The organism is Paenibacillus hunanensis (genome assembly GCF_014645615.1).
Classification (GTDB): Bacteria; Bacillota; Bacilli; order Paenibacillales; family Paenibacillaceae; genus Saccharibacillus; species Saccharibacillus hunanensis.
On sequence record NZ_BMMB01000008.1, the window covers coordinates 40,694 to 55,768 of the forward strand.

The 15,075-nt window shown below is 45.4% G+C and carries 14 protein-coding genes; 13 read left to right on the forward strand and 1 reads right to left on the reverse strand.

Features of this window, described 5'->3' with window-relative positions:
- Window positions 1–180: 180 nt before the first annotated feature.
- Window positions 181–1,440, forward strand: a complete 1,260-nt coding sequence (locus IEX62_RS17510; protein WP_229685897.1) for a hypothetical protein — start codon at window positions 181–183, stop codon at window positions 1,438–1,440.
- 232 nt (window positions 1,441–1,672) lie between these two features.
- Here IEX62_RS17510 and IEX62_RS17515 read toward each other — a convergent pair whose 3' ends face one another.
- Window positions 1,673–3,175, reverse strand: a complete 1,503-nt coding sequence (locus tag IEX62_RS17515) for an MFS transporter (RefSeq protein WP_188776849.1) — start codon at window positions 3,173–3,175, stop codon at window positions 1,673–1,675.
- Between the two features lie 257 nt (window positions 3,176–3,432).
- Between IEX62_RS17515 and IEX62_RS17520 the strand changes: the two genes are divergently transcribed.
- The 12 genes from IEX62_RS17520 (at window position 3,433) to IEX62_RS17575 (ending at window position 14,961) form a co-directional block, all read left to right on the forward strand.
- Window positions 3,433–3,855, forward strand: a complete 423-nt coding sequence (locus IEX62_RS17520) for a MarR family winged helix-turn-helix transcriptional regulator (protein WP_188776850.1) — start codon at window positions 3,433–3,435, stop codon at window positions 3,853–3,855.
- A 169-nt stretch (window positions 3,856–4,024) separates the two neighbouring features.
- Entirely contained in the window at window positions 4,025–4,228 is a 204-nt protein-coding gene (locus tag IEX62_RS17525) for a helix-turn-helix transcriptional regulator (protein ID WP_229685932.1), read from the forward strand.
- A 213-nt stretch (window positions 4,229–4,441) separates the two neighbouring features.
- Window positions 4,442–5,596 (forward strand): SAF domain-containing protein, encoded by a 1,155-nt coding sequence (locus IEX62_RS17530; protein ID WP_188776852.1) that lies wholly within the window; start codon window positions 4,442–4,444, stop codon window positions 5,594–5,596.
- 115 nt (window positions 5,597–5,711) lie between these two features.
- The gene (locus IEX62_RS17535; RefSeq protein ID WP_188776853.1) at window positions 5,712–6,431 is read left to right on the forward strand and encodes a hypothetical protein; all 720 of its coding nucleotides are present in this window, start codon (window positions 5,712–5,714) and stop codon (window positions 6,429–6,431) included.
- Entirely contained in the window at window positions 6,419–7,249 is an 831-nt protein-coding gene (locus IEX62_RS17540; protein WP_188776854.1) for a CpaE/TadZ family protein, read from the forward strand. Before IEX62_RS17535 ends, IEX62_RS17540 begins: the two co-directional genes overlap by 13 nt.
- Window positions 7,250–7,264: 15 nt before the next feature.
- Entirely contained in the window at window positions 7,265–9,169 is a 1,905-nt protein-coding gene (locus tag IEX62_RS17545; protein WP_188777177.1) for an ATPase, T2SS/T4P/T4SS family, read from the forward strand.
- A complete protein-coding gene (locus IEX62_RS17550) occupies window positions 9,156–11,243 on the forward strand; it encodes a hypothetical protein (protein ID WP_188776855.1) in 2,088 nt (695 codons plus the stop codon). The genes IEX62_RS17545 and IEX62_RS17550 overlap by 14 nt, the downstream gene beginning before the upstream one ends.
- Before the next feature lie 77 nt (window positions 11,244–11,320).
- Window positions 11,321–11,803 (forward strand): ABC transporter permease, encoded by a 483-nt coding sequence (locus IEX62_RS17555; RefSeq protein ID WP_188776856.1) that lies wholly within the window; start codon window positions 11,321–11,323, stop codon window positions 11,801–11,803.
- A 147-nt stretch (window positions 11,804–11,950) separates the two neighbouring features.
- Entirely contained in the window at window positions 11,951–12,343 is a 393-nt protein-coding gene (locus tag IEX62_RS17560) for a hypothetical protein (RefSeq protein WP_188776857.1), read from the forward strand.
- Window positions 12,344–12,357: 14 nt separating this feature from the next.
- Complete coding sequence (locus IEX62_RS17565; RefSeq protein WP_188776858.1) at window positions 12,358–12,903, forward strand: hypothetical protein; 546 nt, start codon at window positions 12,358–12,360, stop codon at window positions 12,901–12,903.
- On the forward strand, window positions 12,890–13,873 hold the full coding sequence (locus IEX62_RS17570) for a hypothetical protein (RefSeq protein ID WP_188776859.1): 984 nt from the start codon (window positions 12,890–12,892) through the stop codon (window positions 13,871–13,873). The genes IEX62_RS17565 and IEX62_RS17570 overlap by 14 nt, the downstream gene beginning before the upstream one ends.
- Before the next feature lie 125 nt (window positions 13,874–13,998).
- Window positions 13,999–14,961: a copper amine oxidase N-terminal domain-containing protein gene (locus tag IEX62_RS17575; protein ID WP_188776860.1), complete on the forward strand. Its 963-nt coding sequence runs from the start codon at window positions 13,999–14,001 to the stop codon at window positions 14,959–14,961.
- The last annotated feature ends 114 nt before the right edge of the window (window positions 14,962–15,075 follow it).

The following is a 15,075-nucleotide window of genomic DNA, read 5'->3' on the forward strand; positions in this document are numbered from 1 at the left end:
TCGATAATAGCCAGTCCGCATTTGTTTAAAGTAGACTTTATATGCATAATTGTAGACCACGTCATTTATAATAAATGATGTGGTCTTATTTACATAAAATGTCTGTATCATTAAGCTCAGATAAACGATGATAGATGATAGAGGAAGCTATACATAATCAAGTAAGGGAGCAAGGTTATAGTGAAATGGATAGGCAAGCTTTTATGTGGAGTATTGATTCTAAGTGTGGTTATAACGGCGGATACGAAATGGACGTATGGCGAAGGAGCGAATACAGCGCCTACAAATGCAACATCGCCACAACAGGCGTTACAGCAATCGATCACGTCAGTGAAGGTAGCAGATGCGAAGGGGAAATGGAATCAGGCGAGCTATAAGGTGCAATTTGTAAAGGATGCAACAGAATATGGCTATGTTCACTCTATATTTCCTGATCGTTCTGGAGACGATATGATCGTCGTGTATCAAACCGATACGAAGGTATTTAGTGATGGTAAACCAAAAGATGGAACCATCAAGATTGCGTCTATTCGATCAAGTGACGGAACAAAAGTGTGGGAGACAACAGTTAGTAACAAAGAACTGGCAAGAACGGCTTATAATGTTCAGTCCAATGGAGAAATCTTTTTGATGGCTCAGGATGATACGACCTTTTATTTGTATACCATTAATGAAAAGAGTGGCAAAATTACACGGACTATCCAACAGGATAATATATTCGGACGTGGGACTAACTGGTGGAGATACTGGCTGATCGATCAAAATCAATTGCTAGTGACGTATACGTATAATAATCAATCCATACTTCATTATTTTGATACTAAAGGAAAATTGATTAAAAACCGCACAATTACGGGTACGGTATGGGATGCGCAATCAAATCGAATGCTGGTGACTGATGGAAATAGTGCACATTATACGTTAAGTGTGCAGGATCTTAAAGGTAGCTATATATTTAAAAAATCTATTGATGATCCAGGTTATATATGGGATGCTTACTTACTGCCTGATCTATCAATAGCTATTGAAAGTCAAATCAAGCAAAACGAGAGTTATGGCTATGGCTTGACCAAGTATAATGCTAAAGGTCAGAAGCAATGGCAGCATACCACAATGGATGAGCCCTGGCCGTATTTTGCCCATGATAATCAGATCATCGACATAATGGGGACACACAAAAAGATAGTATTTCTTAATAATCAAGGTAAAGAAGCAACTGCATTGATAGCTAACGAAGAGGGTTGGGGCGATTTAAGAAATCATGAGATTTACTTTACAGGTCATACGATTCGTATTGCCGATGCTTCTACAATGAAATGGCTTGTTGAGCTGCATTATACAGGAAGTGAGCCTCAAACTTCCTGGCTTGGCAACCATCAATTGGCGATCTACAATAGCAAAAATAAGACCATTTCTGTCATCCGTATTACGAGTAAATAACGACACACCTTATCCAATACCGTAGTCTCTATCCTCAATAGAGCTATGAAGCAATCTATATATAGCTGACAGCATTCAAAGAGCCGTGTGATCCTATGTGGAATCAACACGGCTTTTTGTCATAAAAATAAAACCCTAGCAGCATGTGTAATTAATCATATGACGCATAATCGTCATGGTACCTTCCAATACATACACAAGAAACAACACGGCTCTACAATAAAAAAACCACTTATTTCCTTGCAACTCTGCTTTCCGCCATCTGTCCCTTCGCTTGATTGCTATCAGCCTCAGCACGCCGTGAACGAATCATCCGCCATCCCGTCAACAGTGCCGCCACCAGACAAATGCTTGCCGAAACAACAAAAACAACGTGCATTCCCGTCAGGAAAATGTCTGGTCGATCCGGAATCAATCCAGTCACACGGTAGCCAGCCTGACTGCTCATTACGCCGAATAGCGTACTCGTTGCTACGGTAATCCCAACGACCATCCCAACATTACGAATAAGCGAGTTCACACTGCCTGCGATGCCGAGCTGTGTTTTCGCAATACGCGACATAATGAGCGAAGTGTTCGGCGATTGAAACATCCCCGTACCGATCCCGAGCATCGCTACCCATATACCGACGATCGGAATCGGGCTGCCTTGATGCAAGCGCGCCAGTCCGAATTGAGCAACCACCATCACGATTAAACCTGCAAATGTCAAAATCTCTGAGCCGATACGATCCGATAGCGCGCCGCTCAATGGGGCGATAATCACCATCATAATCGGAAACAGCATCAGCAAAAATCCAGCCTGAAACGGTGATAGCTGTAAAATGCTTTGTGTATAAAAGGGAGCAATAATATTAAAACAAAAATTTGATACAAATACGAGAAACCCGCACAGAATACCGAGCGAAAAGAGCGGATTACGGAACAGACCCAGCTGTAATAAAGGCTCTTGCTTTCGCGCCTCTACCCATAAAAATACACCGAGCAATAGCGCTGCCACGACAAGCGAGCCGATAATACGCCCATCGCCATAGCCAAGCTGCTGTCCCAGCAATAACCCTGCGAACAGAAATAAAATAAAGCCTGTAAACAGCCCTGTTCCAGCCTTATCGATCCGTGCGCCTGTTTTCACCATATCAACCGGAAGCAGCTTCCAGCCAAACGCAATCGCAATCAAGCCGATCGGTACATTGACCCAGAAGATCGATTGCCAGCCGAGTGTAGACAGCATCACACCGCCCAGACTTGGCCCCGCAATACTACCGAGGGAGACAAAGGTACCGACTAATCCGAGTGCCTTCCCGCGCTCGTTCGGTGGGAAAATATCGGTCACGATTCCCTGACTATTTGCCATCGTCATCGAGGCACCAATCGCCTGAATAACACGCGAGACGAGTAGGAAGGTAAGGCTCGTGCTAAAGCCACATAATAACGATCCGAGCAAAAAAATCATCATGCCTAGCCTGAAAATACGAATTTTACCGATGCTATCTCCGAGCTTTCCGAAAAATAAAATCGCTGCGCAAATCGCCATCAGATAGCTCGTCGTCACCCATTCGGTCTGTGCTACAGGTAGCTTGAGCGACTCCGAGATTGTCGGTAGCGCAATATTCACGATGCTGCCGTCCAGTGTGGACATAAAGGTAAACAAATTCATGACAATGAGAATGATCCAGCGTCTACGCTGAATGTCTGGATCGTCCTGATACGTACGTCGTTTTGCCGCTTCCTCCATCGGTAAACCACCTCATTTATAAATAGTTGCGTGTGCAACCATATCGATAAGTTGAGTATAAAACGAATTGGTTGCGCCTGCAACTAATTTGATGTATATTTTTTTGATACAATACTAAATAAGCCTATCCTTCATATATCCAGCGTTCTCGCGATCAATCATCTGACTTTGAATGTATAATGATAGCGGCGAACAGACTCTGAACGATAGCTGCATATTACCCCGGTGAGATCATCCGGTAGAGAAGGTGTACACGCATGAAAAGGGATTCGATCGGCAAGCTGATCTCCTATATTAATCGACTCAATCAGAAGCAACTCGCACGCAGCTTTAAGCCGCATGGCATCGGTAGCGGCGGGCATCATAGCTATTTAAAAGCGATTTTGCAGCGTCCCGGTGTGAATCAGGATCAGCTAACGAATGATCTCAAATTCGATAAGGCAACGACCGCGCGTTCTGTACGACAACTGGAGCAGGAAGGGTATATTGAGCGTCGTGTTGATCCGAACGATCGGCGTGCCTATTTGCTCTATCCGACCGAGCGTGCCAGGGCATTTGAGCCGATATTGTATCAGACACTACAGGATGCCAATGAGCGATTAACGAGCAGTCTGAGTGCTGAGGAAAAAGAGCAATTATGGCAATTGCTCAACAAAATGTATCATAGCAATAACGAGTAATCGATATCCCTTTATAAAAAGCGATTGACATCGTGCAGGGGCATCATATAATATGGCTGTATAAATAAACAACGACTAATTACAAGCGAAGCACGCTTAATGTCCTTAGGGCATTTTGCGTGCTTTTTTTGTTGTTCATGTCTATCGAAAGGAGCAAAAAGGGGTGGAGATGATGCTAAATGAAGCGGAACGACTGATCTTTGCTCGCAAGCGTAGAAAGCTGTCACAGGGTGAGCTTGCCAGACAGATTGGCTCGTATCAGACGCGTATTAGCCGACTGGAGAATGCTCATAGTAAGCCAACTGAACAGGAAAAACTACTCATTCAGCAGGTGCTCAATACACCGATCTGGGCACTGGCTGCTGGTGAATGAGCAGCTGTTGATCCGTCAGTCGTAAAGTAGAACCGTAAGCCATTCGCTTGAACGTCGCAGAATGTAACCGAAACGAATGGAACGTAATGGCGCCTGGCGAGTGTAATTAGAACTTTAATCGTATAACCGTAGTCGAATGATGTTAGCAAGAACTATCAAATCATCTAGCTATATCGCAAGTGAATTGAGCTTTAGTTAAGGAGTGTTAGCAACGTGTCCATTATTCGTTTTCGGATGAAAAATAAGATTTACGCTGGTTTGATCGGCGGCTTGATCGTAGCGATCTTATCATCGCTCGGATACATATTTCTGATCAATTATCAATCCAAGCAGCTCAAAATGATCAAGGCACAATATGAGGTAGAGCTTACGAGCGCGCAGCAGGCATTGCAGGAGCAGCAAGCGATTTCCAGCAAAATTGTAGTGACGATCGGTGACCTGAAGGCAGGCGATACCATTAGTAGCAAGCAACTAACGACTGCATTTGTATCTCGTCAGGGCGCACCGACCAATGCCATCGCTGATCCCAAGCAGCTGATCGGCAAAGTTATCAAAATTGATGCAGGCAAGGGCACCGCACTTACGCCAGCGATGGTATACGCGGAAGGCGCTACACCAAAGGATTTGCGGAGCCGCGAGTATAGCGTTATGGAGCTACCAGGTAAGCTGAAAAAGGGTGACTTTGTCGATGTGCGTATCGGTTTCCCAAATGGTAGTGATTATATCGTGCTATCGAAGAAAAAGGTCGAAGACCTATCCGGTACAACCGTATGGTACAACATCAATGAATCCGAACTGCTGGCGATGAGCAGTGCGATCGTGGATGCGTATTTGCAGGGTGCACGATTGTATGCCATTTCCTATGCTGATCCGTACATGCAGGAGAAAGCTATTCCGAACTATCCTGCCAATATCGATGTGATCAACCTGATCCAATCCGATCCGAATGTACTGGAAAAGGCGACACTACAGTTGAGCAAGGAAGCACGGTCTACACTGGATATGAACCTGGGTCGGATGAGTGAAGCAGACAAGGCAAAGGTCAGTGGAGCAGCGGTATCCCAGACCTCTAGCGAATCCGCAGCAGATGCTGTAAGTCGTGAAAGTAATGGAAATAGTGGTACGTACACGCAGGATTCGGTCGTGTCTGAAACGCCAGCACTGCAATCCTCACCGTCAGCTTCGTCGACCAATCCCGTCACAGACCCAGCGGCGCAGGGCACGGATGAATCCAAGCCACCAGCCGATATTGTAACGCCAATCGAGCAAAAGGCAGTGCCGGCTTCAAGCGGCCCAGCTACAAGCTCCAGCAGCAGTCATACGGATCAGAAGGCACAGGATGTATTTGAACAGCCGTTAGTCAAATAAAACAGGTAACATCCACGATCCAGCCGATCGTTGATACGACACAGAAGGAAAATCATGATATAGCGTACAAGCGTGAAGTCGCCTGTACATTATCCAATGTTGAAGGAGGATTACTATGAAATACTCATTGTTTCTTGGCTCTGCTGATATTAGTGATTTGCTCATCTATTTGAGCAAATTTCTGCAAACGGCAGGTCGCCGGGTACTGCTGGTCGATGCCAGCACAGAAGGCTTTATTCGTTACAATACACCGATCGTTGCTAATGGCGAGGGTGTATCCGAATATGATGAATTTGATATCGGCTATGCGTTTACTACCTTTGCTGAGATGAAGCATCAGCTGGATCGGGAGCAGCAATATGATCATGTGCTTGTGTTATGCTCACAGCCTGATTTTATTCGTATGGATGATCTGGAAAGCTTCAAACAACGATTTGTCGTGATGTCGCCAGAGCGTCGTTCGCTTGAAAGGGCGATGGAGTTAATGAGCTTTATTTTAGCTAAGCGTGATGCGACGCAGCCGCGAGTACCATTTTGCCGCTTGTTTGTTCAGCAGGTGGATAGCGGATTGGCAGAGGATTATATGGAGCAGCTGCTGGGCTGTCTACCGATCGTATTTGAAGAAAGCTCATTTACGATTCCGTTTGATGAAGCGGATTATATGCAGAAGATTGTGAATCAAAATAGCAATACGGTCAGCATTAAGCGCATCTCTCGTCCACTGCGCACCGCTATTCAGCAGATGGCAGGCAATGTGAGCGAGCTGGACAATCAGGAGCTCAAAAGCTATACCAAAAAATTATCGCGGAGGAGTCAACCGGTATGGGGAATGTAATTGCGTTCTGGGGAGCGCGTCCAGGGCAGACAGGGAATTCCTCGAATCTGGTTGCATCGGCGGCGATGCTGGCGCTCGACTATGTAAGCATCGTGCTTGCTGGACATACGCAGTATGGCGGTTCGCTTGTGGAGGATGCTTTTCGCAGGCAGCAGCGTACACTGGATGCGATGTCGATTGCTTATTCGTCGAGTGGTATCGATTCGCTTGAACGGCTGGCACGCTCCGGTCAATTGACAGGCAGTACGATGAAGGATTACACCCTTCCTGTATTTAGCGGCTCACTCGATCTGCTGCCTGGCACGAATAAGCCGGATGCCGATCTGTTTATACGTATGCATGAGGTGGCTGCTCCGATCTGTCAGGCGGCACGTAGCGCTTATGATCTGACACTGCTGGATGCAGGTAGTGGCACCGGTCATGCGCTGAATGAGGCAGTAATCGCCCATGCTGATCTGGTGGTCGTCTCCCTCAGTCAAAATATGAGCTTGCTGCGAGAGTTCTTCGAGCAGATGCCAGAGCATCTGGAGGGAAAGCCGTATGTTTTGGTCATCGGGCAGTATGATCCTGCTTCCCAGCTAACGATTAACAATATTCGGCGATTGTTCAAGCCAAAGGCACCTCTGTTTGCTTTGCCGCATTGCACCACATATATGGATGCTTGCAATGAACAGAAGGTGGTTGAGTTTTTCCTGAAACGTAAGCATGTGCAGCGGGATCAGCCGGATTATACGTTTATGCAATATATTCGCAAACTGAATAAGGGCTTGTTCGAAGCGCTTGAGGTGGATTCGAATATGTATGCGAAGGAGGCTTGATGACAGGTGAGTAGTATCGATCTGAGCTTATTGATCAACCGAGCCTGCATCGGGCTTATCGTGCTGATCCTATTTGTACTCGTTTATTTTAAGCTGAGCTATAAGGGAGAAGATCGCGAGCGAAAGGACAAATCTAACAATAAATATACGTTGCCTGAGATTATCGGCTATGTCAAAGCGGCACTAAATGAAATGACCTCTGCTTCGCTGGATGATCTTGGTCTGTCTGAGGAAGAATATAATCGCAGACTGAATCAGCGAGCCACATTAATCAAGTCGCTCAAGGACTGTACGCATGGTGATCTGAATGCGAAGACCTTTGTGAAAAGCACGATCTTTGATCTGTTGCTCAAGACGTATGATTTTACCGAGGACAATATGAACGGGGTGATTCCTTTTCATCATCCGCTTGCGCTGACCAGTCAGGAAAAGTTCGATATTATGCTATATCAGTATAAAGCGATGTACGGACTACAGGGATTATCGCGTCTGCTAGAAGAGCATCGATTAGCTGAGCTCAAGCATCGACCGGATGGAGGCGGCTCAGGCTCGTACGTGATCACAGCAGCCGAAATTGACGAAGCATATGATGGGTTCCGCAGTGTGCTGCATTTTGAGGATAAGCTACACATTATCGTACAGCGCGTCTATCAAACATTCAAAGGATTCAGTGTAATTGATGAAATTCGCGATATGAAGATTGATGGTGTGAGTGGCGGTGTGTCTGGTGTGCCGGTCAGTCAGGTAGAGTATGATGATGACTTTTACGATTTTACATCGGCGATCAATGAGCAATCGATTCCATTTAGCCATGACAGTGTGTGGATTTTTTATCGTGGTAAATCGGTACATTTGGAGTTTCTTACCTTTGGAACAGAAGCTGAATTGAAGCGAGTATGTCAGAACATCTATCGGTACAATAATCCAGGACAGCTATCCGAGGCGAATGGCTTTAAGGTCAATGAAATGAAGGATGGGAGCCGAATTGTCGTTGTACGTCCAAGCTTTGCTGAATCCTGGGCATTTTTCGTACGGAAATTCGATCCTGCGTCTGCGACACTGGATCAGCTCATAACGGATCGCATTCCGAATCATGATCTGGTCAAATCACTGCTGATCTATCTGATGAAGGGTGGGCGCATCGTAGCGGTTACCGGAGCACAGGGTTCGGGTAAAACGACGCTCTTGATGGCGCTCGTTGCCTACATTAACGAAACGTTCACATTGCGTATTCAGGAGATGTCATTCGAGCTACATCTGCGCAAAATCTACAACAAGCGTAATATTCTGACGTTCCGCGAAACTGAGACGGTAACCGGACAATCCGGGCTGGATGTGCAAAAGAAAACGGACGGAACGGTTAACATTCTGGGTGAGGTCGCAACCGATGAGGTAGCTGCCTGGATGATTCAGATGGCACAGGTTGCCAGCTTGTTTACGATTTTCACGCATCATGCGAAGACGTTTAAAGATCTGGTGTATTCGCTTCGTAACTCGTTACTCAAACAGGGTATTTTCAGCAATGAGAAGACGGCAGAGGAACAGGTTGTGCGGGTACTCAACTTTGATGTGCATTTGCGTAGAGATCCAGATGGAACGCGTTATATCGAGCGTATTACCGAATGCGTCGTGCTGGATGAAGAGGAATATCCGACCAGCTTCCGCGAGGCAAGACGCTCGGATGAACGGTTTACAGCGATGATGGAGAGTATGACAACCTACTTCCAGCGCTCCACCGGACGCAAGGTTGGTGAAGGGCGCAATATTATCGAGTATCAGGATGGTCAGTATGTTGCTGTGCATCCGATCTCCGAGCTGAACCGACAGCAAATGCTGGAGATGATGGAGCCTGCCGATCAGCTTCGATTCAAGCAATTTATCGCTGAGAACTGGGGTGGCATAGCCGTTGGCGCTTCTTAATGTATTAACGTATGTGTTGATCGGTTCTGCATTTGGCTTTGTCGTGCTGCTGGCTGCCTTCCAATATGTACAGCGCAAAAATCGGCAGAACGGTCATGCCGAAATGTATAAAACGTATCTCGATTATGTAGGATCAGGACGCTCCAAGCGGATTCGCCAATACAATCATTTTTTACAGCAATCCTACCAGGCCTATATGCGAGTACCGCTGCTGCGTGCCTACATTGTTCGAGTCCGTAAGCGTCTGCAATCGATTCATTCGTATGATGAATTTTCTATGCGCCGGGAAACGATGAAGATCGTGTTCGTCACACTGGCGATTGTATCCCTATTTATTCTGACGTTGCTGTTTATGAATAAGGATCTGACCTTTATGTTCATGATTGCACTGACAGCGCTCGTGATGAATGGCATGCTGATCGACGCCTTTGTGAATCGGGTGGAAAATCGGCTACTCGTGCAGCTCAAGTCGGTCATGGACGATGTGCGTCATAGCTATCAGCAGCATGGCATGATCGAGGAGGCACTGCATGATGCATCTGAAGCCTCCACCCATGAAGCCTCTCTCCATGCGAAAAAGGTATATGAGATTCTCGTAGCCGCAGAGCCGGAAAAGCAGCTACAAAGCTACTATCAGGCGGCACCAAACCGATTTTTAAAAGCATTTGCCGGAATTTCTTATTTGGTCAAGGAGTTTGGCGATAAGACGGTGGAGGATGGCTCGCTGTATTTAAGCAATATGAGCAAGCTGACAGGTGAGATTAATCTGGAGCTGCTCAAGCGTACCAAGCTGAGCTATTTGCTAAAAGGCTTAACCGCCATTGCGATTGCTCCTATTTTGTTCACGAAGCCGATTGAGCTATGGGCGAAAAATAATTTCCCGATTATGGAGCAGTTTTACGACAGCAAATTTGGCTTCTTTTTCAAAATCGTGATTTTTGCGGTCATTTTACTGTCGTATATTCTGCTCAAAAAGCTACAGGATCAGCAGGAGGGCATCTATCAGGCCAAGGTACGCAAAATATTATGGGAGCAAAAGCTGCTTCAGCTTCGTCCAATCGAGTGGCTGGTGCTGCGTATCATGCCAGCCAAGCGAACGACAGCTCATTTTCGGATTCGTACACTACTCAAGGATGCGAATGCAGGGACGCCGCTGGAATGGCATTATCTCCATCGGATGGTGCTGGCAACGAGTCTGTTTGCGATTATGCTATCCTCGTTTCATACGATGCATTCGATTACGATTCGCAATATTCTGACGGCACCCACACAAAATGAAACGATGTTTGGGCAGCTTTCTGCCGATGAGCTGGCTAAGGCGAAAGAGCTGACCGACTTTGATACCCAGATTATTCATCGGCTGGAGGGCATCGATCCGGAGCAACTACCGGAACGAATTATGCAGGAGGTGTATACGGACAATCCGCAGGCTGGCAACAGCTCGCAATTTCTGACGGCAGTGGATCGTATCGAAGGTAAAATGCGTGTGCTGCAATCGGAATATTTTAAATGGTATGAGCTGGTGCTGGCACTGGGAATGGGTTACATCGGCTATCTGATTCCATTCTGGATTTTACTATTTCAGAAAAAGATTCGTTACATCGATATGCAAAACGAAGTGGAGCAGTTTCATACAATTATTGCGATGCTGTGCCAGATTGATCGAATGTCCGTCGATATCATACTGGAGTGGATGGAGCGATTTTCGACGATTTTCAGAGAGCCGCTGCATCGGGCGGTGCTCGATTTTGAGAGTGGAGCTGAGCAAGCACTGGAAACGCTCAAGCAGAATGCACCGTTTGTGCCATTAGCGCGCACGATCGACAAGCTTATTTTATCGGTAGAGCGCATTCCGATTCGAGAAGCCTTCGATGATCTGGAGCATGAGCGCAATTACAATTTTGAGAAGCGTAAGCAGGATTATGAGCGCATGATCGAAACGAAATCAGAATGGGGTCGCATTATCGGCTTTGCTCCGATGGCGGCACTCACATTTATTTACCTCGTTTTACCGTTTATTTATATGAGCTTTGAGCAGATGGGTGCCTATTATCAGCAGTTAAATCAATTGTAGAAATGACCAATTATAGCGCGGTATAGCATAAACAACTACCCAGCAATTCCAATTCAACATATTAAAGGAGCCAAACCATGAATAATGCATCAGTAGCCTTAAAAGTAGCAGCAGGACTTTTCCTTACCATCGCTTTAATCACAATCGTCGTTGTGCTGTTTATCAGTGCGCAGGAAGCAACCAAGACCGCACAGAATAACTTTTCTGGTATTCAAAAAGAGCTGGATCAAACGCAATATGCGGTGTACGACAATACGAATATTTCAGGTAGCCAGGTGGTGTCCTCGCTACGCAAGTTTAAAGATCAGGGTGGATTCGGCATCATGGTGAAAACAGGCAAAAACCCGAATGGGAACTGGTATTTTAATGAAGTGAATACGACTTCTTCTGTCGATAGTGTGGATTACGGTTCGGTAAATAAAACCAAGCCATCCGGTAGTCTGTCAGATGCAATGGATCAAGCATCAGGCAACTATATCAATCCAACCGGAACATTCAAAAGCGAAATTATTCGCGACCGCAGTAATGTCGTTCGTGCACTGGTATTCAGTCAGAACTGATCGTAGGAGGAGCAAGTGATCTAAGCAAACAGCCGCACTAGATGAGAGGATACGATTGAAGCGGGCTAACACAATCTCGATGTATACCATGCGGGCAGTAGCATAGGCTACCGCCCGTATAATCTAGTTAAAGGAAATGATGGCGCTATGGGAATTGGAGAGCATGCGAAGACCGCATTGTGGCTTGGAGCAGGCATATTATTATTTATCATTTGTCTGTCCGCAGGCTCAAGCCTATTTCAGACAACAACCGATATTAATGCCAAAGTGTACACATTAATCAACACAACCGATAAAAACCAGCAAGCTACATTAAAAATGGAAAGTGACTACACCTGCACCGGAGCTGAGGTTATTCAGACGCTCTATCAAATTCAAGAGCTAAACGCGCCTGTTCTAGTGAATGGACAGCGATTCGATAGCAGTATGGACCCGGATGAAATGGATGTATCTCATATAGATGTGAATCGTACGTATCACCCGACCTATGTACGGGACACGCAGGGGCGATTAACGATGCTTACGTATGACGCAAGCTGAGGGAGGAACCGAGCATGAGTAATGCAATTATGAAAATTTTTGCCGCTTTGCTAGCACTGCTGCTGATGGGCATATGGCCGATTTATACGGCATACAGCTCTCAGGATAACAGCTCGCAGATCGTAGCGCTGAATGCAGTGACTCGATTCGTAGATAGTGTTCGCGATAAAGGTTATATTACGCCGACGATGATGCAGCAGTTTAAAGACCAGTTATTTTTAACAGGCAATACCTACGATATTCAGATGGAGCATCAGCATAAGCGCTATGATCCGGTCTATGACGATGACGCTAATTTTAAAAATACATATCAGGTGCATTATGAAGGGTATTATAATAGCCAGATTGAAGCGAAGCTGTTCCCGGCTGGTAACGATAATCCAGATGATCCCGTACGCGTGTACAAGCTGAGTCAGGGAGATTTTTTCAGTGTGACTGTGAAAAATACGAATCGCACGATGGCTACCCTGATGGGGGATATGCTATTTGGTGGAGGGAATGCACCGAATGAGAAGATCGTAATTCCGTATGGAGGGATGATCTTAAATGAAGATTACTAATCTAGCAGTGATCTTCGTGCTGATTCTATTATTTATATTTGTGAAGAATAATCTGGATCAGGAGGACAATCGCAATAATCTACAGCTACAGCTTCGATATAACAGGGCAATCGATACGGCAACGCAGGATGCAGCTCATGCGCTTATTACTAATGCGAGCCAGCCCACGGAGAGTCAGTATCAGTCTACCAAGCAGGTACGGATCAATAAGGAAGCGGCGGCAGATACATTTTTCCATACGATGTATTTGAATTTTAATGTGGCAGCTGATCCGAATGGTCAGCAGGTGTTAAACGGTTATATTCCCGCCCTGATTGTAGTTGGGTATGACGGCTACTATGTATATCAATTTGAAAAGTATCAAAATGGGGAAGGACAGACGGAGTTTCGCCATGTATGGAGTCCCAAAAAGCCATATGCGTACAAGGACGAGCAAAATAATACCTATGCGTTCACACTGGACGACTATGTTACAATGCACCGGGCAGCAGATGGGAAGTGGCTACATGGTTTTCGCAGTGAGCTACAGGAGCAGGCCGATGTGAAGCTGCTTGAGGATGCCGATGCCTTTGATGCGATGCGTCGTACAACGATTGTGAATACGCTTCAAAATGATCTGGAGCATACGATTAATCGCTACAATACCGATGCGAAGCGCTACGGGGTCTCCTATACCTTTACCGTCCCATATATTTCGCAGGAGGATTGGAATAATACGATTAACGATGCAGGGGTACTTGCCTTTGTACAGGGCATTCCGCTAGGTAGTCAATATTACAATAATTATGCGCTCGGAGGGGCAAGGATCGTGAAGACCGATACGTTTAATGGTGTTGTTGCGGAAGGGCGTAAATATTATTTTCCATCGCGCTCCTGTCAATCGCCGTATGCGACCGAGGAAGTGTTCACGTCAGCCAAAGAAGCCGCAGCGAATGGATATTTTCCTCTTAATTGTACTATTGGTAATTAACTTGATTCTTCCGATATAAAGTAAGATGCCTAGAAATTAGCGCATTATTTATTATTTGCCTATGATAAATACATAAGACAAATAACGCATCGGAATGAAAACTACTATTAACAGGGGGATTTACAATGAAATTGAATGTACTGAAAAAAACAATGCTGTCTGTGGTGGCAAGTTCGTTTATGTTTAGCGTTTTGCCAATCTATCACCAAGCTCATGCTGCCTACAATATTACAGTTCCAACGCAGCAGGTGGAGGTATTGCTGAATGCTCGTAAAATGGCTTTCCCAGATGCGAAGCCATTTCAGGACGAGAATAGCGCTGTAATGGTGCCGATCCGCTTTATCTCGGAGAAGCTAGGAGCGAAGGTCGGGTATCAACAAACTAAAGGCAAACAGACGGTTACACTGAAGACGGATAAGCATAGCGTGACGTTGACTGTCGGTTCTTCAACGGCTGTCGTCGATGGAGAGAGCAAGACGTATGATAGTAAGATCATTGTGAAGCAGCAGCGGACGTATGTGCCTTTGCGGTTGGTGAGTGAAGGGCTGGGGCAGTCGGTGGATTGGGACCAGGTGGGTAAATGGGTGTGGATTGGAAGTAAGGATGTGCCGACGCTGGAGGAACTCAATTTGAAGAAGAATCCGATGTCGATGGTGACGAAGTATTTTGATCAGCGGAATGATGGTTATTTTTTGAATAACATAGATCGTGAGCCATATAAAAATGTTATCGTTTTGAAACAATCGGATTTACCAGTCAAATTACTTGATGGCACTTTGTTCGATGTACAACGTGTAGCAGTTGATGGAATTCAAGCTATCCGAAATCGTTCAAATGAATTAAACTTTCATATGGGCTATTTAACAAAAAAAGAAGATTATCGTAATCGATCTGCGATTAAGCAGTTACAGACTAAGAATGCAGATGGGACAAGATTTAATTACTTTAAAATTGATTCATCGTATGATTTAGATCGTCTTGGAATCATTGATAAAGTACCATTAGCCCCTAAAGATTTTGATTATCTCTTAATTAAATACGCAGATATGGATTCTATGGTTCTTTTAGAGAATCCTTGGAAACAGTAACGTGCAACATTTTTTACGCTGGATACAGCGTTATCAAAGTTATGTTTCAGTTGCAATGGCTTTATTCATTCTATGTAATCTCTTTACTCCTTCGGCAGCCTCTACATTGTACGC

Coding starts and splice junctions, on each gene's coding strand:
- IEX62_RS17515 (WP_188776849.1), bottom strand. CDS start 3,175: ATGGAGGAAGCGGCAAAACGACGTACGTATCAGGACGATCCAGACATT.
- IEX62_RS17520 (WP_188776850.1), top strand. CDS start 3,433: ATGAAAAGGGATTCGATCGGCAAGCTGATCTCCTATATTAATCGACTC.
- IEX62_RS17525 (WP_229685932.1), top strand. CDS start 4,025: ATGATGCTAAATGAAGCGGAACGACTGATCTTTGCTCGCAAGCGTAGA.
- IEX62_RS17535 (WP_188776853.1), top strand. CDS start 5,712: ATGAAATACTCATTGTTTCTTGGCTCTGCTGATATTAGTGATTTGCTC.
- IEX62_RS17540 (WP_188776854.1), top strand. CDS start 6,419: ATGGGGAATGTAATTGCGTTCTGGGGAGCGCGTCCAGGGCAGACAGGG.
- IEX62_RS17555 (WP_188776856.1), top strand. CDS start 11,321: ATGAATAATGCATCAGTAGCCTTAAAAGTAGCAGCAGGACTTTTCCTT.
- IEX62_RS17560 (WP_188776857.1), top strand. CDS start 11,951: ATGGGAATTGGAGAGCATGCGAAGACCGCATTGTGGCTTGGAGCAGGC.
- IEX62_RS17565 (WP_188776858.1), top strand. CDS start 12,358: ATGAGTAATGCAATTATGAAAATTTTTGCCGCTTTGCTAGCACTGCTG.
- IEX62_RS17570 (WP_188776859.1), top strand. CDS start 12,890: ATGAAGATTACTAATCTAGCAGTGATCTTCGTGCTGATTCTATTATTT.
- IEX62_RS17575 (WP_188776860.1), top strand. CDS start 13,999: ATGAAATTGAATGTACTGAAAAAAACAATGCTGTCTGTGGTGGCAAGT.